We start from the raw sequence: 21,275 nt of genomic DNA on the forward strand, positions 1-21,275 counted from the left end.
GAATCGCCCAATGACCGTGTATGAACAATATGAACGGCTGGAAAAGACCGTGGCCGCCTATAACCCGGGCGCCGACTTCCAGCAGATACGCGCCGCCTTTGAGTTCGCGGAAAAGGCCCACACCGGGCAGAAGCGGAAAAGCGGCGAGCCCTATATCATCCATCCCCTGGCCGTGGCCCAGATCGTGGCGGAGGAGCTGCACCTGGACTCGGAGTCCATCATTGCCGCACTGCTCCACGACGTCATTGAGGACACCGCCGCCAACCATGAACAGGTCTCCAAGCTCTTTTCCCCCACTGTGGCCGACCTGGTGGAGGGCGTCAGCAAACTGACCCGCATTCAGTACGCCACCAAAGAGGATGAGCAGATGGAGAACCTGCGCAAGATGCTCATCGCCATGTCCAAGGACATCCGGGTCATCCTCATCAAGATCGCCGACCGGCTGCACAACATGCGGACCATGGAATACCAAACCGCGCCCAAGCAGAAGCAGAAGTCCCTTGAAACCATGGAGATTTACGCCCCCATCGCCCATCGGCTGGGCATGCAGCGGGTGAAGTGGGAACTGGAAGACCTGTCCTTAAAATACCTGGACCCGGTGGCCTACACGGAGATCGTCACCACCATTGGCTCCAAGGAGACCGAGTACAACGCCTTTATGCAGCGCACCCAGGACCAGATTCACCAGCGCCTGGAGGAGCTGAACATTCCCCACAAGGTCTACGGCCGCATCAAGCATCCCTACAGCATCTACCGCAAGATGTTCAACCAGAACAAGCAGCTTGACGAGATTTTTGACCTTTTCGCCTTCCGGGTCATCGTGGACTCGGTGGGTGACTGCTACAACGTCCTTGGCGTGGTCCACGACATCTACAAGCCCATTTTGGGCCGGTTCAAGGACTATATCGGCACCCCGAAGCCCAACGGCTACCAGTCCCTCCACACCACCGTGGTAGGGGAGTCCGGCATCCCCTTTGAGGTGCAGATCCGCACCCAGGAGATGCACGAGATCGCCGAATACGGCGTGGCCGCCCACTGGAAGTACAAACAGAACGGCCAGGGCGGCGGCACCGAGGGCCGCTACGAGTGGGTGCGGCGGCTTCTTGAAAACCAGGAGGGCGCTGACGCCGAGGACTATATCCACTCCCTGAAAATCGACATGTTCTCCGACGAGGTCTTTGTGTTCACGCCCAACGGGGACGTGCAGAACCTGCCCGCCGGGGCAACGCCCATCGACTTCGCCTACGCCATCCACTCCGCCGTGGGCAACCACATGGTGGGGGCCAAGGTCAACGGCCGTATCGTCACCTTCGACTACCCTCTGAAAAACGGCGACATTGTGGAGGTCATCACCTCCAAGAGCGCCAAGGGCCCCAGCCGGGACTGGATGAAGATCGCAAAAAGCTCCGAGGCCCGCAGCAAAATCCGCCAGTGGTTCAAAAAGGAGAAGCGGGACGAGAACATCGTCAACGGCCGCTCCGCCTTTGAAGCGGAGCTGAAGCACTGCAACATCCCGCTGAAGGACGTACTGGACCCGGAAAACCTGCCCGGGCTTTTAAAGCGGGTCTCCTTCGGCTCTCTGGATGAGATGTACGCCGCCATCGGTTACGGCGGCTTTACCGCCCAAAAGGCGGTGAACCGGATGCAGGGCGAGCTGCAGCGCATTTCCAAACAGCATCAGCTGGACAAAGCCTCCACCGTGCCAGTGGACGGCAAGAGCGAGGTGGTGCGCCCCGCGGTGCCGCGCCGCGCCAAGAGCGAGCAGGGCATTGTGGTGGAAGGCCTTTCCAACTGTCTGGTGAAATTCTCCAAGTGCTGCACCCCTGTGCCCGGCGATGAGATTATCGGCTTCATCACCCGGGGCTACGGCGTGTCCGTGCACCGCTGCGACTGTCCCAACGCCTCGCCGGAGCGCCGCAGCGCGCCGGACCAGCAGGGCCGCTGGATCAAGGTCTCCTGGGGAACCGACACCAAGGAGACCTACCCCACCTCTCTGGAGATCTTCTCCAAAGACCGAAACAATCTGGTCCTGGACATCTCCGCCGCCCTGTCCACCACCCAGACCCGGGTTTCCTCCATGAACTGCCGCACCACGGAGGACAATTTTGCCGTCATCAGCCTGGAGATCGACGTCCGGGACGGCGAGCAGCTTCAGGCCGTGATGCGCAAGCTGAACCAGATCTCCGGCGTCATGCAGGTGACGCGGCCCGCCGGATAACGGCGTCGCAAGCTCCACATCCTTCGCCTCCGCCTGACGGCGGACGCTTACTCGTTCCGCTGCTCCGCCTTTTCGGGACAAAGACAAGGTCTTTGCCCCGAGGGACGTGGATAAGATTCGCAAGCTCCACATCCCCGCCTCCGCCTGACGGCGGACACTGATTCAGTTTGTCATGCATTCATGTTTTCGTGGAATCCTCCATATCTCTACAGACTTTTTCCACAAATTCAACAAACTTTTTCACATCATACAAGAGAGGTTTTTTCTATGCGCGCAGTGGTTACCAAGGTTCAGCATGCCTCCGTGGTCATCGATGGAGCGGTGCGGGGCAAGATCGGCCAGGGATTTCTGATCCTTTTGGGCGTCACCCACGAGGACACGGAGATCCAGGCCAAAAAGCTTTGCGACAAGGTCTGCTCTCTGCGGATTTTTGACGATGAAAACGGGAAGATCAACAAGGGACTGGAAGACGTGGACGGAGAGCTGCTGATCATCTCCCAGTTTACCCTCTACGGCAACTGCCGGCACGGCCGCCGGCCTGACTTTCTGGCCGCCGCCCGGCCGGAGACGGCCATCCCCCTGTATGAAACCTTCATCCGGCTGTGCCGGGACAAGGGCTATCATGTGGAGACCGGCGAGTTCGGCGCCCATATGGAGGTCACCTCCCTCAACGACGGGCCCTTTACCTTGGTCATCGACACCGATCAGCTGGCATAGGAAAGGGAGGGACGGATATGAAACTTGAGACGCTTCAGGTGATGCCACTGGGCACCAACTGCTATCTTCTTTGCGACGAGGAATCGGGCAAGTGCGCCGTGGTGGACCCCGGTGGGGAGCCGGAGCGCATCCTCCGCAAGGTGGCGGAGAGCGGCTGCGCCCTCCAGTGCATCTTTTTGACCCACGGCCACTACGACCACACCGGCGGCGTGGCCGGCATTCAGGAGGCCCACCCGGACATTCCCGTGTATCTCAGCATTAAGGACCGCTACAAGGACACGACCGATCCCCGGATCAAAATGCTCTATCCCGCTCTTTTCGGCAACCTTGTGGACTGGAAGGAGGGCGACCAAGTGATGCTGGGCTCCCTTGTCGTCACGGTGCTGGAGACACCGGGCCACTCCAAGGGCTCGGTGACGCTCCAATGTGGAAATGTCCTGCTGTGCGGCGACACGCTGTTCGCCGGCTCCTGCGGCCGCTCCGACCTGGCCGGCGGCGACACCTTTGAGCTTTTATCCTCTCTGCGCCGTCTGGGCCGGCTGGAGGGCAACCATGTTGTGCTTCCCGGCCACATGGATCCCTCGGATTTGGATCGCGAGCGCGAAACCAATCCCTATCTCCGCCAGGCCCTTCGGGACTGACTCCATCTCCCTCCGCCCAAGCGGCGGAAGAAAGAACCGGCTATGAAGCTACAATTTCAAGGACACGACTATCAATACGCGTTGGAGCAGAGCCTGCTGGCCCTGTTCCCCCAAGAGCGCCCCCTCTATGACCCCATTGCGCCGGAGGACCGCAGCTGGGCCCGGGTCAGCCTCGTTCAGGAGGGCCCCGTCTGGACGGCCCGCACCCTTTTGCGCCACGGCGATCAGGAGGAGGAAGGGGTCTCCCGCGAGACCATTCCGGAGGACTGCGGCCCCTTTGAGGCGGAGCGGGAGAAGCAGAAGATCGTCAAGCTCAGCTTTTTCCAGGCCGCCCGGTCCGTCACCGGCGTCACACCCCCCTGGGGGGCCCTGACCGGCATCCGCCCCGGCAAGTTAGCCGCCCGCTTTTTGGAGGAGGGCAAGTCGGAACAGGAGACCGACCGGCTTCTGAGGGACGTCTATTTTGTCTCTCCCCAGCGGCGGCGGATGTGCATTGAAACCGCCCGGCAGGGGCTGAATGCCGCGGCCGCCCTCTCGCCCCGGGATATCGCCCTTTATGTCGGCATCCCATTTTGCCCAACCCGCTGCGCCTATTGCAGCTTTGTCAGCAACAGCGTGGAAAAATCCTTTGCCCTGGTGGAGCCGTACCTCCAGTCCCTGCTGTCGGAGGTCCGCTCGGCGGGGGAGATGACAGCGCGGCTGGGGCTGAGGGTCCGGGCCTTCTACATGGGCGGAGGCACACCAACCACCCTGACGGCGGAGCAGATGGACCGCCTGCTCACGGAGGTGGAGCGGTCCTTTGATCTCTCCGGCTGCCTGGAGATCACCATTGAGGCGGGACGGCCAGACACCATTTCCCCGGAAAAGCTTGGGGTCCTCAAGGCTCACCGCACCACCCGGGTCTCCGTCAACCCCCAGACCATGGAGGACCGGGTGCTCCATGCCATCGGCCGCCGGCACAGCGCGGAGGACATTCTCCGGGCCATGGAGGACGTCCGTGCGGCCCGGTTTGACCACGTGAACATGGACCTGATCGCGGGGCTTCCCGAGGACAGCGCGGAGGGCTTTCGCCGCACGCTGAACACGGTGCTCACCCTGGGCGCCGACAACATCACCGTCCACACCCTGAGCCTGAAAAAGGGCAGCCGCATCACCCTTGAGAACCGGGCCATCCCCTCGTCGGAGGAGGTGGGAAGGATGGTGGACTACTCCATCGAGCGTCTGCGCGGCGCGGGACTGGCCCCCTATTATCTCTACCGCCAGAAATACATGTCCGGCAGTTTCGAGAACACAGGCTGGTGCGTTCCCGGGGCAGAAGGGCTGTACAACATCTACATTATGGAGGAGCTCTGCTCCATCCTCTCCCTTGGAGCCGGCGGCTCCACCAAGATGGTGGACGCCCGTCTGGGCCGTATTGAGCGGGTCTTCAACCTGAAGTACCCCAAGGAGTATATCGAGCGCCCGGAGAAAATCCAGGCCAACCAGGCGGCGTTCGCCGCGTTTTATAACGGGGCGGAGGATCGCTCCACCCGCTGAAAGGAGCTGTTTTTTATGGCCTATTCCCTGAAAGAGATCAACGAGGCAATCCGCAGCGACCCGGCGGCCTTTGTGGCCGAGTGCGACGCCGCCTATCAGAAGAAGATCGAAAGCGCCGCAAAAAAAATCGCCGACCACCGGACCGAGTCCCACATCATCCTGCTCTCCGGGCCCTCCGGCTCCGGCAAGACCACCACAGCCATGAAGATCGAGGAGGTGCTGGACAATTCCGGCGTGGAGACCCACACCATCTCCATGGACGACTACTTTTTGTCCGTGGACCCGGAAACCGCACCCCGGAACCGGGAGGGCGGCATTGACTACGAATCGCCTTTCTGCCTGGACATCGACCTTTTAAACCGCCATTTTGCCATGCTGGACCGGGGCGAGACCATCCACATCCCCAAGTACGAGTTTGCCCGCCAGATCCGCAGCGCCACCATGACCCACCCGCTTCAGTTAGGCCAGGACGAGCTGGCCATCTTCGAGGGCATCCACGCCCTCAACGACGTGATTACAGGCAAGAACCCCAGAGCCCTTAAGCTCTATATCGCCGCCCGGTCCAACCTGGTGGACGAGGAAGGCTCTGTGGTCTTCCAGCACGCCTGGCTACGCCTGGTACGCCGCATCGTCCGGGACGCCAAGTTCCGCGGCAGCGACGCAGCCTTTACCATCAAGCTCTGGCCCAACGTCCGCCGGGGCGAAAAGCTCTATATCTCTCCCTACAAGGAAAACGCCAATCTGATGTTCGACTCCTCGCTTCCCTATGAGCTCTCGGTGCTCAAGCCGTTTGTGGTGCCCATGCTGGAAAAGCTGCCCCGGGGCAAGTACGACGTGGCGGACGACATGCTCCGCGCCTTTGACCGCATTGAGCCTCTGGACGAATCCTATGTCGCCCCCCGCTCCCTGGTCCGGGAGTTTATCGGCGGCAGCGATTACGCATATTAAGGCCGGGCTTCCGGCGCTTTTGGAAAGGAACTATCTTATGGACGAAAAGTTACAGGAACTGCTGTATAAGGTACAGATGGCCGCCGTGGACATCGGCAACACCGCCGCCGCCCTGGCCACCTCCGCTGTCCGCGGCGCGGAGGAGCTGGTGGAAACCGGCCGGCAGAAGGCCCGCCTCATTGACCTGAAGGCGGAGGTAAACCTCCGGCTCCGGGAGATCGGGGAGCTGGTCTACGGCACCCACACCGGCGAGCCCGCCGATTCAGAGGTCCTTTTCGCCAAGCTGCGGGAGATCGACGAGCTGAAGGCGGAGATCGCCCAGATCTCCGGAACCTCCGCCCAAGGTGAAGAGAAGGAACCTGTTCAGGCCGAGATCTGCTGCCCCAACTGCGGCGCCGCCGCACAGGAGGGCGATATCTACTGCCGCGGCTGCGGCGCCCGGCTGTAAGGCGCATAATCCGCCGCAAGCAAAATAGGATAGGAGCAGGAAGCCGGGCGGGAGGCCGTGCGGTTTGGTCTCTTTGCGGCAAATATGAATAAGAGGTTCCTCACATGGCAAAAAAAGAAACAAAGCAGAATTTCTTAGGCGGCGCCGCCATATTGGCGGCGGCAGTGGCGGTTGTGAAGCTCATCGGCGCCATCTTCAAAATCCCGCTGACCAACATCATCGGCGCGGAGGGCATGACCCACTTCAACACCTCCTACAAAATTTACAACCTGCTGCTGACCATCTCCACCGCGGGGCTGCCCCTGGCCCTCAGCCGCCTGGTGTCCGAGGCCAACGCCCTGGGCCGGGAAAACGAGAAGCGGCGGATCTTTCATGTGGCGCTGGGGCTTTTCTTCCTCCTGGGCCTGTCCGGCTCGCTGATCATGTTTTTCGGCACGGAGCCCCTGGCGGAGCTGATGAACAACTCCCTGGCCTTCTATGCCATCCGGGCGCTGAGCCCGGCGGTATTCTGCGTATGCCTCATGTCCGCCATGCGGGGCTATACCCAGGGGCAGGGCAACATGAAGCCCACCGCCATCTCCCAGATCCTGGAGGCCCTCTGCAAGCTTGTGGTGGGATTGACTCTGGCCGTGGTGCTGCTGCGCCAGGGTTACGGCGTGGAGGTGGGCGCCGCCGGAGGCATCTTCGGCGTCACCGTGGGCACCGCCGCGTCGCTGATCTTTCTCTCCCTCTATCTGCTGCGCCGCCGCAGCCGTACGCCGGGTGCGGACATTGCCCCGTCCTCCGGCCGCCTCCTGAAGCGGCTTCTGGTCATCGGAATTCCCATCACCCTGGGTTCCTCGGGCATGAGCCTCATCTCCCTCATCGACCAGAGCGTGGCCATGGGGCGGCTTCAGGATGCCCTGGGCATGAGCGAGAAGGCCGCCGCGGCGCTTTATGGGCAGTACACCTTCAGCGAAAACCTGTTCAACCTGCCCTCCTCCTTTGTCTATCCCGTCACCATGAGTCTGATTCCCGCTGTGGCCGCCGCGCTGGCCCAGCAAGACCACAACCGGGTCAGCAAGCTGGTAAGCTCCTCCTTCCGCTTGATCGCCACACTGGTGATCCCCGCGGGGGTGGGCCTGTCTGTGCTGGCCGGTCCCATCCTGCTGATGCTCTACCCCTCCCAGCGCGCGGACGCCGTGGCCGCCACCTATCATCTCCAGCTGCTTGGCGTGGCCTGCATTTTTGTGTGCCTGATGGTGCTGACCAACGCCATCTTACAATCCCACGGTCGGGAGCGGATTCCCATTTTCACCATCATTGCCGGCGGGCTGGTGAAAATCTCCATGAACTATGTGCTCATCGGCAACCCGGACATCAACATCAAAGGCGCTCCCATCTCCACGCTGTGCTGCTATGTGGTCATCGCGGGGCTGAACCTCTTTTTCGTCTACCGGACGCTGGAGGAGAAGCCAGGCTACTGGGGCCTTTTCTTTAAGCCCGCCCTGGCCTCGGTCATTATGGGCCTGGGCGCGCGGATCAGCTACCTTGCCTGCAATGGCGCCCTGAGCAGCCGGATGGGCGAATACGCCGGCAACGCCTTAGCCACTCTGGCTGGTGTGGGCGCAGGCGTGGTGGTTTACGTGATCCTGATCCCGGTGCTTCGGATTCTCACCGCCGACGACCTGAAGAATCTCCGGGGCGGTGACAGGATTTCCAGGATTTTGCATTTAAAATGATTTTTGACACGTTCGGACAGGAATTTGCGGAAATTGCTTGCAATAGGGAGGCCTTTATGATAGATTTTGAATATCGGGAAACTTACGGTTACAAGGATTTGCTCGATATTCTGCGGATTCTCCGCGCCCCGGGGGGATGCCCCTGGGACCGGGAGCAGACCCACGAGTCCCTGAAAAGGAACTTTCTGGAGGAGACCTACGAGGCGGTGGACGCCATCGACAGCGGCGACTCCCACGCGCTCTGCGAGGAGCTGGGGGACGTGCTGATGCAGGTGGTGCTCCACGCCCAGATTGATCAGGAGCAAGGCGGCTTCACCATGGACGACGTGGTGGACGGCGTGTGCAAAAAGCTGATTTACCGCCACCCCCACGTGTTCGGCGGGGGCATGCAGGCGGAGGACAGCGAAACCGTGCTGGTCAACTGGGAGGCCCTGAAGCGCTCGGAGAAGGGACAAGCCTCCACCGCTGACGCCATAGACTCCGTAGCCCACGCGCTGCCCTCCTTATGGCGGGCGGAAAAGATTCAGTCCAAGGCCGCAAAGGCCGGCTTTGACTGGCCCGCCGGCTCCGCTGCGGCGGACAAGCTGTGGGAGGAGGCGCAGGAGCTGCGCCGTGCCCAGGAGGCGGAACTGCCCCCCGACGGCCCCCACGGCGCAAGGGAAGAGGCCGGCGATCTGCTGTTTGCCGCGGTCAACGTGGTGCGCAGGGCCGGAGTGGATCCGGAGGAGGCGCTGCACAGCGCCTGCGAAAAGTTTTCCAGGAGGTTTCGGGAGGTGGAATCCCAGGCGGACCGTCCCCTGAACCAGATGAACAGCGAAGACCTGGCCGCGCTGTGGCGGCGGGCCAAAGAACAGTCTTAACACGGGATACCCCGTTTTAGGAAACTTAGAGAGAGACCACGTTATGTGCAAATAAACTTTTTACAGGAGGAATCCCAATGAACAAAGCAGAACTCATCAGCGCTGTTGCTGAAAAGGCTGAACTGTCCAAAAAGGACACCGAGGCCGTCATCTCCGCTATGCTGGACACCATTGCCGCTTCTTTAAAGGACGGTGACAAGGTTCAGCTGGTTGGCTTTGGTTCTTTTGAGGTGAAGAAGAGAGCCGAGCGCATCGGCCGCAACCCCAAGACCAAGGAATCCATCAAGATTCCCGCCTCCCAGGTTCCCGTCTTCAAGGCCGGCAAGGCTCTGAAGGACACGGTGGCCAAGTAAGGAAGCGCTTTGAACTGCCGGTGTGGAATTGCACCGGCAGTTTTTCTGTCCCGGCTTCACCAGAGGTGGGGGAGGTCGGATTCTTATGTTTGCCATTGGCCCGGGGCCACGGGCAGCGCGGCGGGCGTGGGGCCATCTGGACGACCCGCTGAATTTTTCTATTTGTGAGGGATCGTTATGCGACTGGATAAATACCTGAAGGTTTCCCGCCTGATCAAGCGGCGCACCGTGGCCAACGAGGCCTGTGACAACGGACTGGTCAGCGTCAACGGCAAGCCCCAGCGGGCCTCCTACGACGTAAAGGCGGGGGATCAGATCTCCCTGCGCTTCGGCGTGCGCACCGTCAGTGTAGAGGTGATCAGCGTGGCGGAGAACGTCAAAAGCGCCGATGCGGCCGCCATGTACCGCGAACTCTGATCGCGCATATTTGTCCGCCTCCTCCCATATGATGGAACAGGAAAAAAAGGAGGCGGTTTTTTATGCCATACGACTCTGCCATGCCCCATCACCTGGAGCTGCGGGGCCGAGAAAGCCTGGTGGTCTCCGGTGTGGAGGATGTGGAGCGGTTTGACGAGACAGGCATCGTCATGGAGACCTCGGCCGGGACGCTGATTATCACCGGCGACGGCCTCCACATCGGCCAGCTGTCCTTAGACGGCGGGGAGCTCCACGTGGACGGCCGGATCGATTCCCTCTCCTATGAGGAGGAGGGCCGCGGCGGGGGCGGCTTTTTCCGCCGGCTGTTCGGATAAATGGAAATCACTATCACCGGCCAGCTGCAGCTGTTCCTTGTGTCCATTGGCCTGGGGCTGTCCATCGCCCTGCTGTATGACCTGTTCCGGGCGGTTCGGCTCCGCTTTCCCCGGACCACCCGGCCTCTGGACGCCCTGATGTGCCTTTTGGCGGCGGTGGCCGTATTCCTTTTCTGCCTCTCCTCCGGTGGGGAGCTGCGGCTGTATCTGCTTCTGGGCATTTCCGGCGGGGCGGTGCTTTACTTCTGCCTTCTCTCCGAACTTTTACGGCCCATTTGGTCCTTTTGGGTGGACAATATGGTGGATTTGGTCAAACTGACCGCCATTCCCCTGCATATTGTCAAAAATTTCTTCAAAAAAACGCTCCGTCATGGAAAAAATCTCTTTCATTTTTTGTTAAAATGGGATACAATATGGAATTACAAATGGACGTTGCTCTGGGTGCGACGAAAGGGAGGCGGGCGCGTTGGCCGCAAGGGGAAAGAAACAGAAAAAGGCAGGCGCGGGAATTCTCACCAAGCTGGTGATTCTGGCGCTGCTGCTGGCCGTGGGCTTCCAGCTTTACCGCCTCCAGGGCCAGATCACAGAAGCGGAGACAAACCGGGCGCAGCTGGCCGCTCAGGTGGCGGCAAAGCAGCAGGAAAACGCCGCTTTGGCAAAAGACATTGAGAACGGAGATGACCCCGAGACGCTGGAGGAGATCGCCCGCAACGAATTGGGAATGGTCAACCCGGGGGAGAAGGTCTTTTACGACGTGAGCAACTGACCGGCCTTTTGTGTGTGGGCCGGTGCGTACCGAAGAGATTTGGAAGGGAGAAAAATCGTAGTATATGGAGCCTGAGGTTGGGAGCATTCTGGAAGGCAAAGTCACTACCATCACAAAGTTCGGCGCATTCGTGGCACTGGAGGGCGGCAAGTCCGGTCTGATACATATTTCAGAGATTGCAAACTCCTTTGTCAATGACGTTCACGATTTCCTGCAGGAGGGGCAGAGCGTCAAGGTCAAGGTGCTGTCCACGGAGAATGGGAAAATCAATCTCTCCATCAAGCGGCTGCAGCCTCCCGCACCCCGTCCCGGCGGCGGGATGCGTCCGGCCATGCCCCGCAGCGCGGCGCCCCGGCCGGTTCACAGCAGTCCCAGACCGGAGGGCCGGTCGTTTCAGCAGCCTCTGGCCCCTACCGCAGACTCCTCCTTTGAGGACAAGCTGAAACAATTTATGTCCGCCTCGGAGGGCAAGCTCTCCGACCTCAACCGCAACATGGACGGAAAACGGGGCGGCGGACGGCGCAAGAGATAAACTAAGACGGCGGACCAAATGGTCCGCCGTCTTTCTTGCATTTCACCCGTTTATGTGATAGGCTCTTTTTTACATTCAAGAGAGAGGAGGCGGGGAGATGTATCCAGCCCTTCCTCTGTCCCGGCCGGTGGGCAGGGACTGCTTCTTTGACGGAACATGCTTTCGTTTTCTCTGCATCGAAGAGGAACCCGGCGGCCCCGTGCTGTGGTTCGCCGCCCGCTATCCCATTCCGCCCCAGTGGACGCGGCCCTGCGCCACCTATCGGGAGCAGGCGGCTCTGGAGTGGCGGATCGCCCGGCAGCTGAACCTGAAGGCACTGCCCCGCCTTCTGATTGTGGGAAACGCCCGGTTTTTCCTGCGCACCCTGCACAGCAGCTACACCGACCCCCGGGCGGGGGACCCCGCGGCGGCCGCCTTTGGGGCCCGGCTGGCCGCAGCCGGCCTGCTGCCCCGGCAGTGGCGCAGCGACGAGCTGCTTCTGATCCGTCTGGGGCTGCGGGGAGTCGGACCATTGCCGGAAGGGCCCATCACCTTCTGCTTCCGGCCCACGATGCGCACTGTTTTGCTGGAGCGGTCTTTTTCCCTGGAGATGGATCACCCCGCCGCCACCGTGCTCTTCCCCCTGGAGGGCCGTTCCTGCGCTCTGGAGGTGGTGCAGGCGGAGTTGGCGGAGCTGCCGCAGGAAGAGGGAGCTTCTTCCGGGCGGAGGCTGGTGCTGAGCTGCCGCATCCATGCCGACCGCGAGCTGCGGCCCCAAGTCTATCTGAAGCAGTATCTGGACGGTCCCCAGGCCCCCCGCTCCTCCGGCTTAGGGTTTATCTATCCCGTGAGCCGGGAGTTTGCCTATATAGAGGCGGGGGATATCTCCCTGCCCATGGACGGACCGCTGGAGTTGGAGCTGTTTTCCGTAAGCTGGGAGGAGCCGCCTCAGCCGCCCTTCACCCTCTGAGCCCGCCTTCAGCGGAAAAGAGACGGCGCCATCGGGCGCCATCTCTTTCTTTTAAAAGGATTGCTTAATCCGCGTCGTTGGTCTCAATCAGGCCATAACCGCCGCTCTTGCGCTGATACACAATGGAGATCGCCCCGTCCTCCGCATTGCGGAACACAAAGAAGTCGTGATCCAGCAGGTTCATCTGCAAAATGGCCTCCTCGGCGCTCATGGGTTTGACGGAAAAACGCTTGGTCCGGACGATATTGAACTCCTTTTCCTCCGCCACATCAAAGGCGTCCGCAACGGCGGCCTCCGGGAATGCGCCCTCCCGCAGGCGTTTTTCCAGACGGGTCTTATTCTTCCGAATCTGGCGGTTGATATAGCTCTGGGCCTCGTCAATGGCGGCGCGCATGTCGCCGTCGGGCGCTTCCGTCTGGGCACGGAACAGTGTATTGCCCCCGCGGATGGTGATCTCCACCACGCAGCGGTGGTCTTTTTCAACAGAGAAGGTGATATGAGCGCTCGCCTCCTCCTTAAAATAGCGGTCCAGCTTGGAGAATTTTTTGGTAGCGTACTCCTTGATCGAATCGTTCAGCGTAACTTTCTTGCATGCAAATGTGAACTTCATAGTACCGCTCCTTTCGTTCTTAGGAAACCTCTCCTGATGAAAGTAGTATAACACGATTGTCCGCTTTTGAAAAGGGACAAGGGCATTTTGTAACAGATTGTTTTCCTTTTACTTCCAGAGAAGGCCGCGCCGGCCCTTCAGCCAAGCCCCGGCGCAGAGCCGTCCAACGCAGTCGACGGAATCCGGCAAAAGCAGTGCCCTTTCCACAAAGGTTCCTATGGACAAACCCGGCGGGCGGGGTTAAGATAATCAAGGAAGCTTTCCAATATCCCACCCGCTTGGGCCGCGCAGCAGCGTGCTGTGCGGCTCCTTTTTATGCCTTTGGCGGATACCGGGGTGAAAAAAGGCGGGGAGGAACACTCCTCCCCGCATGGTCTCTTTACAGATACTTCAGCATCCCGTCGGTGGCGGTGCTGGCATCGGCGCTGATGGTACAGGTGAACTTCATATTGTTCTTCTCGCCGAACTGATCCAGCCAAGCCAAAAACTGCTCTGTCTCATGGCCGCCGTCGTCGCCCACGATCTTGCACAAATTATCGATAAAGACATGGGAGATATCGTAATTTCCGGCATACAAGCCGCTGATAAATCCACGGAACACCTCATAGGAGTTGATCTTGTACTCCACCGCGTCGATCAGCCGGATGTGATAATGAATGTCATAGGTCATAATGGTGCCCGCTTCGATGCAGACCACGTTGCCCGGCTCGTCCTTTGCCGCCGCGTTGACCAGCTCGATCAGCTGCTTCGTTTTGCCTGAGCCCTTCACGCCCATAATAAGTCTGACCATAGTAAATCACTCCTGTTCATCAATTGCTGGGTATGTATTGTGGATTAAGCATAGCATAAATCCACGTAAAAAACAACGCAGAAAACGGATTTAATTATTTGTTCATATTGTGCATTGACGGAAAATTCTTCCAAATCGTTTTGTGCCGGTCGCCCACATGTATCACAGGCACCGGTTTTACAGCCTTGCCTTCAATTCGCCGGCCAGTTCCTCATACCCAGGTTTGCCCAAAAGCGCAAACATATTCTTTTTATACGACTCCACTCCCGGCTGGTCAAAGGGATTGACTCCCAGAAGATACCCTGACAGGGCACAGGCATATTCAAAAAAGTAGATCAGCTGGCCCAGGCTTCGGGGCGATTTGTCCTCCGTCTCCACAATGAGGTTGGGCACTCCGCCCTCGCTGTGGGCCAGCAGCGTCCCCTCCATGGCCCGGTCCCGGATAAAGTCCATGTCCCGGCCGGCCAGGAAATTGAGCCCGTCGCCGTCCGCCTCGTCCCGGGGAACGGACAATGGATGTTGGGAGGGGCCCATGCGGACCACCGTCTCAAAGAGGATGCGCTCCCCCTGCTGAATATACTGTCCCATGGAGTGGAGGTCCGCGGTAAACTCCACGCTGGCGGGGAAGATGCCCTTGCCCTCCTTTCCCTCGCTCTCGCCGTAGAGCTGCTTCCACCACTCGCCCATGAAGCGGAAGGAGGGGTCAAAGCAGCCCAAAATCTCCACCTTTTTGCCGGTGAGGTAGAGCTGGAACCGGGCGGCGGCATAGCGCCAGGCCGGGCAGTCGCTGCCGCCCCGGCGGCATACCTCCATCATCTCGGCGGCGCCGGCCATCAGCTTGGCAATATCCACGCCGCACACGGCAATGGGCAGCAGGCCCACCGCGGTCAGCACGCTGTAGCGGCCGCCCACCTCGTCCGGGACCACAAAGGTCTCCCAGCCCTGCCGGTCGGCCAGCGACTTCAAAGCCCCCCGGGCTTTGTCCGTAGTGGCGTAAATCCGCCTGCCCGCAGCGGCGGCGCCATACTTTTCCACCAGCCGATCCCGGAAAAAGCGGAAGGCCACCGCGGGTTCCGTGGTGGTGCCGGACTTGGAGATTACGTTGACGGAGAAGTCCTGGTCGCCGATGAGCTCCATCACCTCGTAAAGCGCATCGCCGGAGAGGCCGTTGCCCACAAAATACACGTTGGGCGTGTCCTTCTTCTTCAGATTGTAGTTGGGGGAGCACAAACACTCGATCACACCCCGGGCCCCAAGGTAGGACCCGCCGATGCCGATGACCACCAGCGCCTTTGAGTCGGACTGAATCTTCTTCGCGGCGGCACGGATGCGGTCAAACTCCTCCCGGTCATAGTCCCGGGGCAGGTTCACCCAGCCGGTGAATTCGCCGCCCTTGCCGCTGCCGTTCTGGAGCCACTGGTCGGCAATTTTCAGCCGGGGCGCCAGGGCCTCCTCGTATGGCATGGGGATGAAGGATTTCATTTGAAACAGACGCACATTCAGCATGGCAGCTACCCCTTTCAGTTTGGTTGAGGAAAGTATAGCATCTTTCCAAAGCATCAACAAGAGAAAAAGCAGGGCAATCCCCTGCTTTTCCCGCGAATCCTGTCACCGGCTCACAAACGGCAGGCGCAGCAGCTCCAGCAGCATGCCGCCCCAGCTCATCCGCTCCACCGCTTCGCCGGCTATCAGAGGCACTGTGGCCACCGTCTCCCCCCCGGAGGTGACGGTCAGCTCGCCCAGGCTCTGCCCCTGCTCCACCGGGGCCTCCACCTGCTCCAAGAGCTGCACGGTCTTCTCCAGCCCGGCCGCCTGCTCCTTGGGCAGCAGCAGCGCGCTGGACCCGGAGAGCACCGGCTGCACCGCGTTCTGGCGGCCCAGCGTGACCGGTACCGTGGGCAGCACTTCATCCAGCGTCACGTGGACCAGTGTATAGGCGCCGAAGCCATAGTTCAGCATGGCCTTGGCGTCTTCAAAGCGCTGAGCGGAGGTGGGGGCCTTCATGATGGTGGCGATCAGCTCCATGCCCTCCCGCTCAGCCGTGGCGCTGAGGCAATAGAGCGCGGAGTCGGTGGAGCCGGTTTTAAGGCCCGTGGCACCATCATAAAAGCGCACAAGCTTATTGGTATTCACCAGGGAGGAGGCGCCGGAGCGCAGGGTATCCATCCATATGGTGGTGAACTGGCGGATATCCGGATGGTTTAAAATCAGCTCGCGGGACATCAGGGCGATGTCCCAGGCGGAGGTGACATGGCCCTCCGCAGGCAGTCCGGTGGCGTTTTTAAATGTGGTGTCGTTCATCCCCAGCTCCCGGGCCCTCTGGTTCATCTTTTCCACAAAGGCCTCCTCGCTGCCGCACAAGTGCTCGCCCAGGGCCACGGCGCAGTCGTTGGCGGACACCACACACACCGCCTTGAGCATATCCCGGACGCTCAGCTGCTCGTTCTCCTTCAGCCAGATCTGGGACCCGCCCATGGAGCAGGCATGAGCGCTGCCGGTAACCATGTCGTCATAGCTGAGACGGCCGGAGTCAATGGCCTCCATCACCAGCAGCAGCGTCATCACCTTGGTGACGCTGGCGGGCTCTAACTTGGCGTGCTCATCCTTTGCATAGAGAACCGTGCCCGTCTCCTTCTCCATCAGCACGGCGGACGGGGCGGACAGGTTCAGCTCCGCCCCGTGGGCCGCCGTGGTCATCAGCAGCGCCGCGCAGACAAAAGCCATGATTCGTTTCATTGGACATCCCTCCTGTTTCTTTGGTACAGGATATGAGGGAAGTCCCCCGATTAGACTTTTTTCCTCTGTTCCGGCCGGGCGACATTTTTCAAGTTGCAAAATGGATTTGGATCTGTTATAATACTTTTGTCTCGCGGGCGTAGTTCATCGGTAGAACGGCAGCTTCCCAAGCTGCATAGGTGGGTTCGACTCCCATCGTCCGCTCCAAAAAAACACCCAATGGGGTGTTTTTTTGCGTTTTGCCCGCCTTGTTTCTGTGCTGATCTGAAAAATTTCTCATATACTTTTTTGACAGCGGCGCGGGAGGGGGCGGTTTTTCTGGAAGAGAGCGACAGCGGCCTGCTGAGTCAGGCGGTCTCCACTTTGAATCAGTCCCGGCACTACCTGATTTTCATCATCGCGGCCGTCCTCATCTCCTATGGTGTCCTCTGGCAGCAAAAACGTCAGCTTATCTGCGGCGAAAGTGACCCCCAGGCCCTGTTTCCCTATCAAGTTCTGTCCAGCATCCTGACGATCTGCGCCCTGGTGTTCTTTTTCCGCCTGTCGGAGCAGGGCAGCGTCCAGGAGAAGGACTCCAGCCTGGAGCGCAGGCTATCAGACGTGAATCTGACTGCCAGCGGCCTGGTTTTGGCCGCCTCGTTCATGCGGCTCTGGGCCCTGCTGGAGGGCAGACAGTTAGGCGGCGCCGACTCGGCCGATGAGGAAGTTGAAACCGCTCTGACCTGAGCTATCCGCTTTAAAAAGGCCGGCACGCAATAGCGCGCCGGCCTTTTTTCTACGTCTCCATGGCCTGAATCTTCCGATACCGGGCGGTGACGTCATCGATGAACTCCCGCTCCGACTGCGTCAGGTTCGCGCCTCTGCGGGTGAGCAGGCCAAAGGTCAGCCGCTCGGTACAGTTTTCAATGGGCACGGAGATGATCTGGTACATGGAGTCCTGGGTCAGGAAGCTCTGAATGCCGATGGTGTAGAAATTGCTGTGTGCGATCAGATGCAGCAGCGCCGCCCGGCCGTAGACGTAGATGATTTTGGGCGAGCCGTTGAGGTCCAGCTGCCGGCTGTCGGTGGAGATGTTGTAAATGAAGTCCTCGTACTGGCCGAAGTAGCGTACAAAGCCGTAGTCCCGCAGCGACTCCAGCGTCACTGGCTTGCCCTGGCGGACCAGCTGATGATTGCGGGAGATGACGATGTGAGGCGTCAGCTCCGCCAGGGGGCGAAACTCCAGGCTTTTTTCCTTCAGCATAGCAAGCAGCCTCTCCTGCGCATGCTGGGCCACATGGATGACGCCCACATCCGCCACGCCGCTGCACACGTCATCCACCACGTCGATGGCGGTGCCCTCGTTCAGCCTGTAGGAGAAGCGCTGGGTCTGCTGGTTGCGCACGCACACGTCGTTAAAGCTCTCCATAGTATGGGAGAACTTGGTCATGGACACGCTGAGCCGGTCCTTGTCCGGCTGGGGGCGGCGGGAAAACTGCTTGAGGTTCTCCATCTCCTGCAAAATCACCCTGGCGTGCTCCAAAAACCGCTGTCCCTCCGGCGTCAGCGACACCCCCTGCTTGGACCTCTCCAGCAGGGCAAAGCCCACATCCTCCTCCAAATCCCGGATGATGTGGCTCAGGTGGGGCTGGGAGATGTACAGCGCCTGGGCAGCTTTGTTGATGGAACCATACTGCGCTACGGCACAGAAAAATTCCAGGTGTTTTACATTCAAGCAAACGGCCTCCTTGATGCCACGGCATTGTACTTTTTTCCAATATCCAGTTTCTTTTCGTTCTTTTTTATTATATACTATTTGAGAAAATCCCGCGATAGGCTTTCCTCTTTTTCGCATTTTTGTGTAATCTGCACAAAACCGCTGGGGCTCAGTTGCACAGTTTTCCTATATCAGAAACCAATAATGTTATTTTGAACCCGGATGAGCGCATTGCACAGTTTCATGATACAATGGAAGCAGAAAACAGGTCAGTTTGCCGAAGACCGGCGCGACGAAAGGAAGTGCCCTTCCGTGATTTCCATTGAACAGGCCATTGACGAGGCCATGCGCTATGCCCGCACCTTTCTGCCGGAGGGGAAGGTGGCCACCTACATACCGGAGCTTGCCCATGGCGATCCCGACCAGCTTGGCGTCTGCCTGATCACCAAAGACGGTACGGTCTATCACGATGGGGACTGGCGCCAGGAGTTCACCATCCAAAGCATCTCCAAGACCATATGCCTGATTTTTGCCCTCCAGACCGCAGGGTATGAAAAGGTGTTCAGCAAGGTGGGGGTGGAGCCCACCGGCGACGCCTTCAACTCCATTGTGAAACTGGAGACCAAGACGCTGCATCCCCTCAACCCCATGATCAACGCCGGGGCCATTGCCACGGCAAGCTGCTGTATGGAGTTGGAGGACCCCTTTGGCTCCTTCATGGACCTGACCCGGCGGCTCTGCGGGCGGGAGAGCATTCAGCTCAATGAGTCTGTTTACCTTTCGGAGAAAAAGTCCGGTATGCGCAACCGCTCCATGGCCTACCTCATGCAGAGCGACAACATCCTTGAGTGCGACGCGGAGCTGGCACTGGACCTCTATTTCCGGATGTGCTCGGTCAGCGTCACCACAGAGGACCTGGCCCGCTACGCGGTGGTGCTGGCCAACGACGGCGTCGATCCCGCCACGGGGGAGAGGCTGGTGGAGAACTGGATCGTCCGCATTGTCAAGACGCTGATGGTGACCTGCGGCATGTACGACGGCTCCGGCGAATTCGCCATGAAGGTGGGCATCCCCGCCAAAAGCGGCGTGGGCGGCGGCATCATGGCCTCGGTGGAGGACCGGATGGGCATTGCCGCCTTCGGCCCCGCCCTGGACGCCAAGGGCAACAGCGTGGGCGCCTACCGGGTTCTTGAGTATCTGTCCCAGACCCTGCGGCTGCACTATTTTGCGGGCAAGGATTTGTAGCGCGGGAAAGCGCGCAGTTGCGCTTTGATCAACAGGAGAGAGTCTTTTTCCCTGCCGGGTGTGCGGCGGGGAGGCGCCGGTCTTTGCAGGGAGCGGCCGGCGCCGGCGCGGGCTGCGGCGCCCGTATATTTTTGAGAAGAGAGTGAGAGAGAGTATGGAAGCATTTATGAACTCCGTAACCGAGACCCTGGTATCCATCGACGACTTTTTGTACTACCCCGTCCTGATCATCGTTTTGCTGGCGGCAGGCTTTTATTTCTCCTTTAAGACCCGCTTTGTCCAGCTGCGCATGTTCGGCGAGTCCATCCGCGTGGTGTCGGAGAAGCCCTCCAAGGAGGGAGCCATCTCCTCCTTCCAGGCGCTGATGGTTTCCACCGCCTCCCGGGTGGGCACCGGCAACATCGTGGGCGTGTCCACCGCCATCTGCCTGGGCGGATTTGGCGCGGCCTTCTGGATGTGGATCATCGCCCTCATCGGCGGCGCCTCCGCCTTCATTGAAAGCACCCTGGCCCAGATTTACAAGCGCCGCAACGCCGAGACCGGCGACAGTTACGGCGGCCCCGCCTACTACATAGAGTCCGCCCTGCACAACCGCGCTCTGGCGGTGGTGTTTGCCGTTTCACTGATCCTGACCTATGCCGGCGGCTTCAACATGCTGGCCTCCTACAACCTTCAGGACACCTTTAAGGCCTACAGCTTCTACAATCCCTCTGTCACCCCCTGGATCATCGGCGTCATCCTTGCGATTCTGGTGGGCTGGTGCGTCATGGGCGGGGGACGGAACATCGTCAAGGTCACCAGCACCCTGGTGCCCATTATGGGCCTTTTGTATGTGGCCGTCTCCCTGATTATCATTGTGTTCCACATCAAGCTTGTGCCCGCCGTCTTTGCCCAGATCTTCCGGCAGGCCTTTGATTTCCAGGCCATCTTCGGCGGCATCGCCGGCTCCTGCCTGATGTATGGCATCAAGCGGGGTCTCTATTCCAACGAAGCCGGCGTGGGCTCCGCTCCCAACGCCGCGGCGGCCGCCGACGTGAGCCACCCGGTGAAGCAGGGCCTGGTCCAGATGCTCTCCGTGTTCATCGACACCCTGCTTATCTGCACCGCAACGGCCCTGATGTGCATGTGCTCCGGCGTGACCCCCACCGCGGACATCGCCGGCGCCCCCTATGTGCAGCAGTCCATCTCCAGCGTGTTCGGCGGCTTTGGCCCCGTGTTCGTCACCATCGCCATGGTGCTCTTTGCCTTTACCACGCTGCTTGGCAACCTCTACTATGTGGACAACTGCCTGGCCTTTATCCACCGCAAGATGCCCTCCAAGACCTTCATGACCTGCTTCCGGGTGCTGTGCGCCGCGGTGATCCTTTTGGGCGCCGGGCTGAGCATGGACGCCGCGTGGGCCATCGCCGACATCCTCATGGCCGTGATGTGCCTCATCAACCTGCCCGCCTGCGTGGCGCTGGGCGGCGTGGCCATCCGGGCCTGCAAGGACTATGAAAAGCAAAAGGCGGAGGGGAAAAACCCCGTCTTCCGCGCTAAGGACATTGGACTGGACGACTCCAACCTGGAATATTGGAAATAACCCCTGTTTTTTACGACCCGGCCCATTGTGGGCCGGGTCTTTTTTCGCAAGTTCACGGGTCAAGCCCTGTGCCTATTTGCAAAATTCCCATCATTTTCTTCCTCTCCCCTTTGTCAAGTAAAAAAAATCGTGCTATACTGGAACTACTTAGTTCCGGACCTTCGGCGGCCCGGAG

The 21,275-nt window shown here is 59.9% G+C and carries 22 protein-coding genes, 1 tRNA gene and 1 pseudogene; 19 read left to right on the forward strand and 5 right to left on the reverse strand.

The window, feature by feature from the left end:
• Positions 1–10: 10 nt before the first annotated feature.
• The 15 genes and pseudogenes from KQI82_RS01965 to KQI82_RS02030 all read left to right on the forward strand — a co-directional run bounded on the left by KQI82_RS01965 (position 11) and on the right by KQI82_RS02030 (position 12,441).
• Entirely contained in the window at positions 11–2,218 is a 2,208-nt protein-coding gene (locus tag KQI82_RS01965; protein WP_216557968.1) for a RelA/SpoT family protein, read from the forward strand.
• A gap of 267 nt (positions 2,219–2,485) precedes the next feature.
• A complete protein-coding gene (dtd, locus tag KQI82_RS01970) occupies positions 2,486–2,935 on the forward strand; it encodes a D-aminoacyl-tRNA deacylase (protein WP_216557971.1) in 450 nt (149 codons plus the stop codon).
• Positions 2,936–2,952: 17 nt separating this feature from the next.
• Entirely contained in the window at positions 2,953–3,576 is a 624-nt protein-coding gene (locus tag KQI82_RS01975; RefSeq protein ID WP_216557973.1) for an MBL fold metallo-hydrolase, read from the forward strand.
• Positions 3,577–3,618: 42 nt separating this feature from the next.
• Positions 3,619–5,112, forward strand: coding sequence for a coproporphyrinogen dehydrogenase HemZ (gene hemZ, locus KQI82_RS01980; RefSeq protein WP_216557976.1), 1,494 nt, complete (start codon positions 3,619–3,621; stop codon positions 5,110–5,112).
• Positions 5,113–5,127: 15 nt separating this feature from the next.
• Positions 5,128–6,060, forward strand: a complete 933-nt coding sequence (locus KQI82_RS01985) for a uridine kinase family protein (RefSeq protein WP_216557979.1) — start codon at positions 5,128–5,130, stop codon at positions 6,058–6,060.
• A 37-nt stretch (positions 6,061–6,097) separates the two neighbouring features.
• On the forward strand, positions 6,098–6,508 hold the full coding sequence (locus tag KQI82_RS01990) for a zinc ribbon domain-containing protein (protein WP_216557982.1): 411 nt from the start codon (positions 6,098–6,100) through the stop codon (positions 6,506–6,508).
• Between the two features lie 104 nt (positions 6,509–6,612).
• On the forward strand, positions 6,613–8,229 hold the full coding sequence (locus KQI82_RS01995; RefSeq protein ID WP_216557985.1) for a putative polysaccharide biosynthesis protein: 1,617 nt from the start codon (positions 6,613–6,615) through the stop codon (positions 8,227–8,229).
• A 56-nt stretch (positions 8,230–8,285) separates the two neighbouring features.
• A complete protein-coding gene (gene mazG, locus KQI82_RS02000; protein ID WP_216557988.1) occupies positions 8,286–9,089 on the forward strand; it encodes a nucleoside triphosphate pyrophosphohydrolase in 804 nt (267 codons plus the stop codon).
• A 77-nt stretch (positions 9,090–9,166) separates the two neighbouring features.
• Positions 9,167–9,442: an HU family DNA-binding protein gene (locus KQI82_RS02005; protein WP_187332720.1), complete on the forward strand. Its 276-nt coding sequence runs from the start codon at positions 9,167–9,169 to the stop codon at positions 9,440–9,442.
• Between the two features lie 177 nt (positions 9,443–9,619).
• Positions 9,620–9,859, forward strand: a complete 240-nt coding sequence (locus KQI82_RS02010) for an RNA-binding S4 domain-containing protein (RefSeq protein ID WP_216557991.1) — start codon at positions 9,620–9,622, stop codon at positions 9,857–9,859.
• A 62-nt stretch (positions 9,860–9,921) separates the two neighbouring features.
• Positions 9,922–10,194: a YabP/YqfC family sporulation protein gene (locus tag KQI82_RS02015; RefSeq protein WP_216557994.1), complete on the forward strand. Its 273-nt coding sequence runs from the start codon at positions 9,922–9,924 to the stop codon at positions 10,192–10,194.
• Positions 10,195–10,443 (forward strand): annotated as a pseudogene (gene yabQ / locus KQI82_RS15930) (spore cortex biosynthesis protein YabQ); the annotation flags it as partial.
• A 217-nt stretch (positions 10,444–10,660) separates the two neighbouring features.
• Entirely contained in the window at positions 10,661–10,960 is a 300-nt protein-coding gene (locus KQI82_RS15555) for an FtsB family cell division protein (protein WP_241426588.1), read from the forward strand.
• A 64-nt stretch (positions 10,961–11,024) separates the two neighbouring features.
• A complete protein-coding gene (locus tag KQI82_RS02025; protein ID WP_216558000.1) occupies positions 11,025–11,492 on the forward strand; it encodes a S1 RNA-binding domain-containing protein in 468 nt (155 codons plus the stop codon).
• A 97-nt stretch (positions 11,493–11,589) separates the two neighbouring features.
• Positions 11,590–12,441, forward strand: coding sequence for a hypothetical protein (locus KQI82_RS02030; protein ID WP_216558004.1), 852 nt, complete (start codon positions 11,590–11,592; stop codon positions 12,439–12,441).
• A 64-nt stretch (positions 12,442–12,505) separates the two neighbouring features.
• On the opposite strand, the gene hpf is transcribed toward KQI82_RS02030, so the two are convergent.
• The 4 genes from hpf to KQI82_RS02050 all read right to left on the reverse strand — a co-directional run bounded on the left by hpf (position 12,506) and on the right by KQI82_RS02050 (position 16,577).
• Positions 12,506–13,051 carry a ribosome hibernation-promoting factor, HPF/YfiA family gene (hpf, locus tag KQI82_RS02035; RefSeq protein ID WP_216558007.1) on the reverse strand — a complete coding sequence of 182 codons (546 nt, stop codon included), beginning with the start codon at positions 13,049–13,051 and terminating at the stop codon, positions 12,506–12,508.
• A gap of 379 nt (positions 13,052–13,430) precedes the next feature.
• Positions 13,431–13,841: a hypothetical protein gene (locus KQI82_RS02040; protein ID WP_216558010.1), complete on the reverse strand. Its 411-nt coding sequence runs from the start codon at positions 13,839–13,841 to the stop codon at positions 13,431–13,433.
• Positions 13,842–14,018: 177 nt separating this feature from the next.
• Positions 14,019–15,347, reverse strand: a complete 1,329-nt coding sequence (locus KQI82_RS02045) for a glucose-6-phosphate isomerase (RefSeq protein WP_216558012.1) — start codon at positions 15,345–15,347, stop codon at positions 14,019–14,021.
• A gap of 102 nt (positions 15,348–15,449) precedes the next feature.
• Positions 15,450–16,577 carry a D-alanyl-D-alanine carboxypeptidase family protein gene (locus KQI82_RS02050; protein WP_216558015.1) on the reverse strand — a complete coding sequence of 376 codons (1,128 nt, stop codon included), beginning with the start codon at positions 16,575–16,577 and terminating at the stop codon, positions 15,450–15,452.
• Between the two features lie 133 nt (positions 16,578–16,710).
• Here KQI82_RS02050 and KQI82_RS02055 point away from each other — a divergent pair.
• Positions 16,711–16,784: transfer RNA gene (locus tag KQI82_RS02055), tRNA-Gly, on the forward strand.
• Positions 16,785–16,865: 81 nt separating this feature from the next.
• Positions 16,866–17,303: a hypothetical protein gene (locus tag KQI82_RS02060; protein ID WP_216558018.1), complete on the forward strand. Its 438-nt coding sequence runs from the start codon at positions 16,866–16,868 to the stop codon at positions 17,301–17,303.
• Between the two features lie 49 nt (positions 17,304–17,352).
• On the opposite strand, the gene KQI82_RS02065 is transcribed toward KQI82_RS02060, so the two are convergent.
• Positions 17,353–18,291: a LysR family transcriptional regulator gene (locus KQI82_RS02065; protein WP_216558021.1), complete on the reverse strand. Its 939-nt coding sequence runs from the start codon at positions 18,289–18,291 to the stop codon at positions 17,353–17,355.
• A 303-nt stretch (positions 18,292–18,594) separates the two neighbouring features.
• Here KQI82_RS02065 and glsA point away from each other — a divergent pair, with 303 nt between their 5' ends.
• Both glsA and KQI82_RS02075 read left to right on the forward strand, forming a co-directional pair.
• Positions 18,595–19,518: a glutaminase A gene (gene glsA / locus KQI82_RS02070; protein WP_420908120.1), complete on the forward strand. Its 924-nt coding sequence runs from the start codon at positions 18,595–18,597 to the stop codon at positions 19,516–19,518.
• A gap of 154 nt (positions 19,519–19,672) precedes the next feature.
• Positions 19,673–21,100 carry an alanine/glycine:cation symporter family protein gene (locus tag KQI82_RS02075; protein ID WP_241426589.1) on the forward strand — a complete coding sequence of 476 codons (1,428 nt, stop codon included), beginning with the start codon at positions 19,673–19,675 and terminating at the stop codon, positions 21,098–21,100.
• The last annotated feature ends 175 nt before the right edge of the window (positions 21,101–21,275 follow it).

This window comes from Dysosmobacter acutus, from assembly GCF_018919205.1.
In the GTDB taxonomy this organism is placed as follows: domain Bacteria; phylum Bacillota; class Clostridia; order Oscillospirales; family Oscillospiraceae; genus Oscillibacter; species Oscillibacter acutus.

What these genes read in the sequence shown, in the direction of transcription:
- hpf (WP_216558007.1), bottom strand. Translation starts at nt 13,051, where the DNA reads ATGAAGTTCACATTTGCATGCAAGAAAGTTACGCTGAACGATTCGATC.
- KQI82_RS02075 (WP_241426589.1), top strand. Translation starts at nt 19,673, where the DNA reads ATGGAAGCATTTATGAACTCCGTAACCGAGACCCTGGTATCCATCGAC.
- KQI82_RS02030 (WP_216558004.1), top strand. Translation starts at nt 11,590, where the DNA reads ATGTATCCAGCCCTTCCTCTGTCCCGGCCGGTGGGCAGGGACTGCTTC.
- mazG (WP_216557988.1), top strand. Translation starts at nt 8,286, where the DNA reads ATGATAGATTTTGAATATCGGGAAACTTACGGTTACAAGGATTTGCTC.
- hemZ (WP_216557976.1), top strand. Translation starts at nt 3,619, where the DNA reads ATGAAGCTACAATTTCAAGGACACGACTATCAATACGCGTTGGAGCAG.
- KQI82_RS01965 (WP_216557968.1), top strand. Translation starts at nt 11, where the DNA reads ATGACCGTGTATGAACAATATGAACGGCTGGAAAAGACCGTGGCCGCC.
- dtd (WP_216557971.1), top strand. Translation starts at nt 2,486, where the DNA reads ATGCGCGCAGTGGTTACCAAGGTTCAGCATGCCTCCGTGGTCATCGAT.
- KQI82_RS02025 (WP_216558000.1), top strand. Translation starts at nt 11,025, where the DNA reads ATGGAGCCTGAGGTTGGGAGCATTCTGGAAGGCAAAGTCACTACCATC.
- KQI82_RS01975 (WP_216557973.1), top strand. Translation starts at nt 2,953, where the DNA reads ATGAAACTTGAGACGCTTCAGGTGATGCCACTGGGCACCAACTGCTAT.
- KQI82_RS02010 (WP_216557991.1), top strand. Translation starts at nt 9,620, where the DNA reads ATGCGACTGGATAAATACCTGAAGGTTTCCCGCCTGATCAAGCGGCGC.
- KQI82_RS02040 (WP_216558010.1), bottom strand. Translation starts at nt 13,841, where the DNA reads ATGGTCAGACTTATTATGGGCGTGAAGGGCTCAGGCAAAACGAAGCAG.
- KQI82_RS02050 (WP_216558015.1), bottom strand. Translation starts at nt 16,577, where the DNA reads ATGAAACGAATCATGGCTTTTGTCTGCGCGGCGCTGCTGATGACCACG.
- KQI82_RS01985 (WP_216557979.1), top strand. Translation starts at nt 5,128, where the DNA reads ATGGCCTATTCCCTGAAAGAGATCAACGAGGCAATCCGCAGCGACCCG.
- KQI82_RS01995 (WP_216557985.1), top strand. Translation starts at nt 6,613, where the DNA reads ATGGCAAAAAAAGAAACAAAGCAGAATTTCTTAGGCGGCGCCGCCATA.
- KQI82_RS01990 (WP_216557982.1), top strand. Translation starts at nt 6,098, where the DNA reads ATGGACGAAAAGTTACAGGAACTGCTGTATAAGGTACAGATGGCCGCC.
- KQI82_RS02045 (WP_216558012.1), bottom strand. Translation starts at nt 15,347, where the DNA reads ATGCTGAATGTGCGTCTGTTTCAAATGAAATCCTTCATCCCCATGCCA.
- KQI82_RS02015 (WP_216557994.1), top strand. Translation starts at nt 9,922, where the DNA reads ATGCCATACGACTCTGCCATGCCCCATCACCTGGAGCTGCGGGGCCGA.
- KQI82_RS02005 (WP_187332720.1), top strand. Translation starts at nt 9,167, where the DNA reads ATGAACAAAGCAGAACTCATCAGCGCTGTTGCTGAAAAGGCTGAACTG.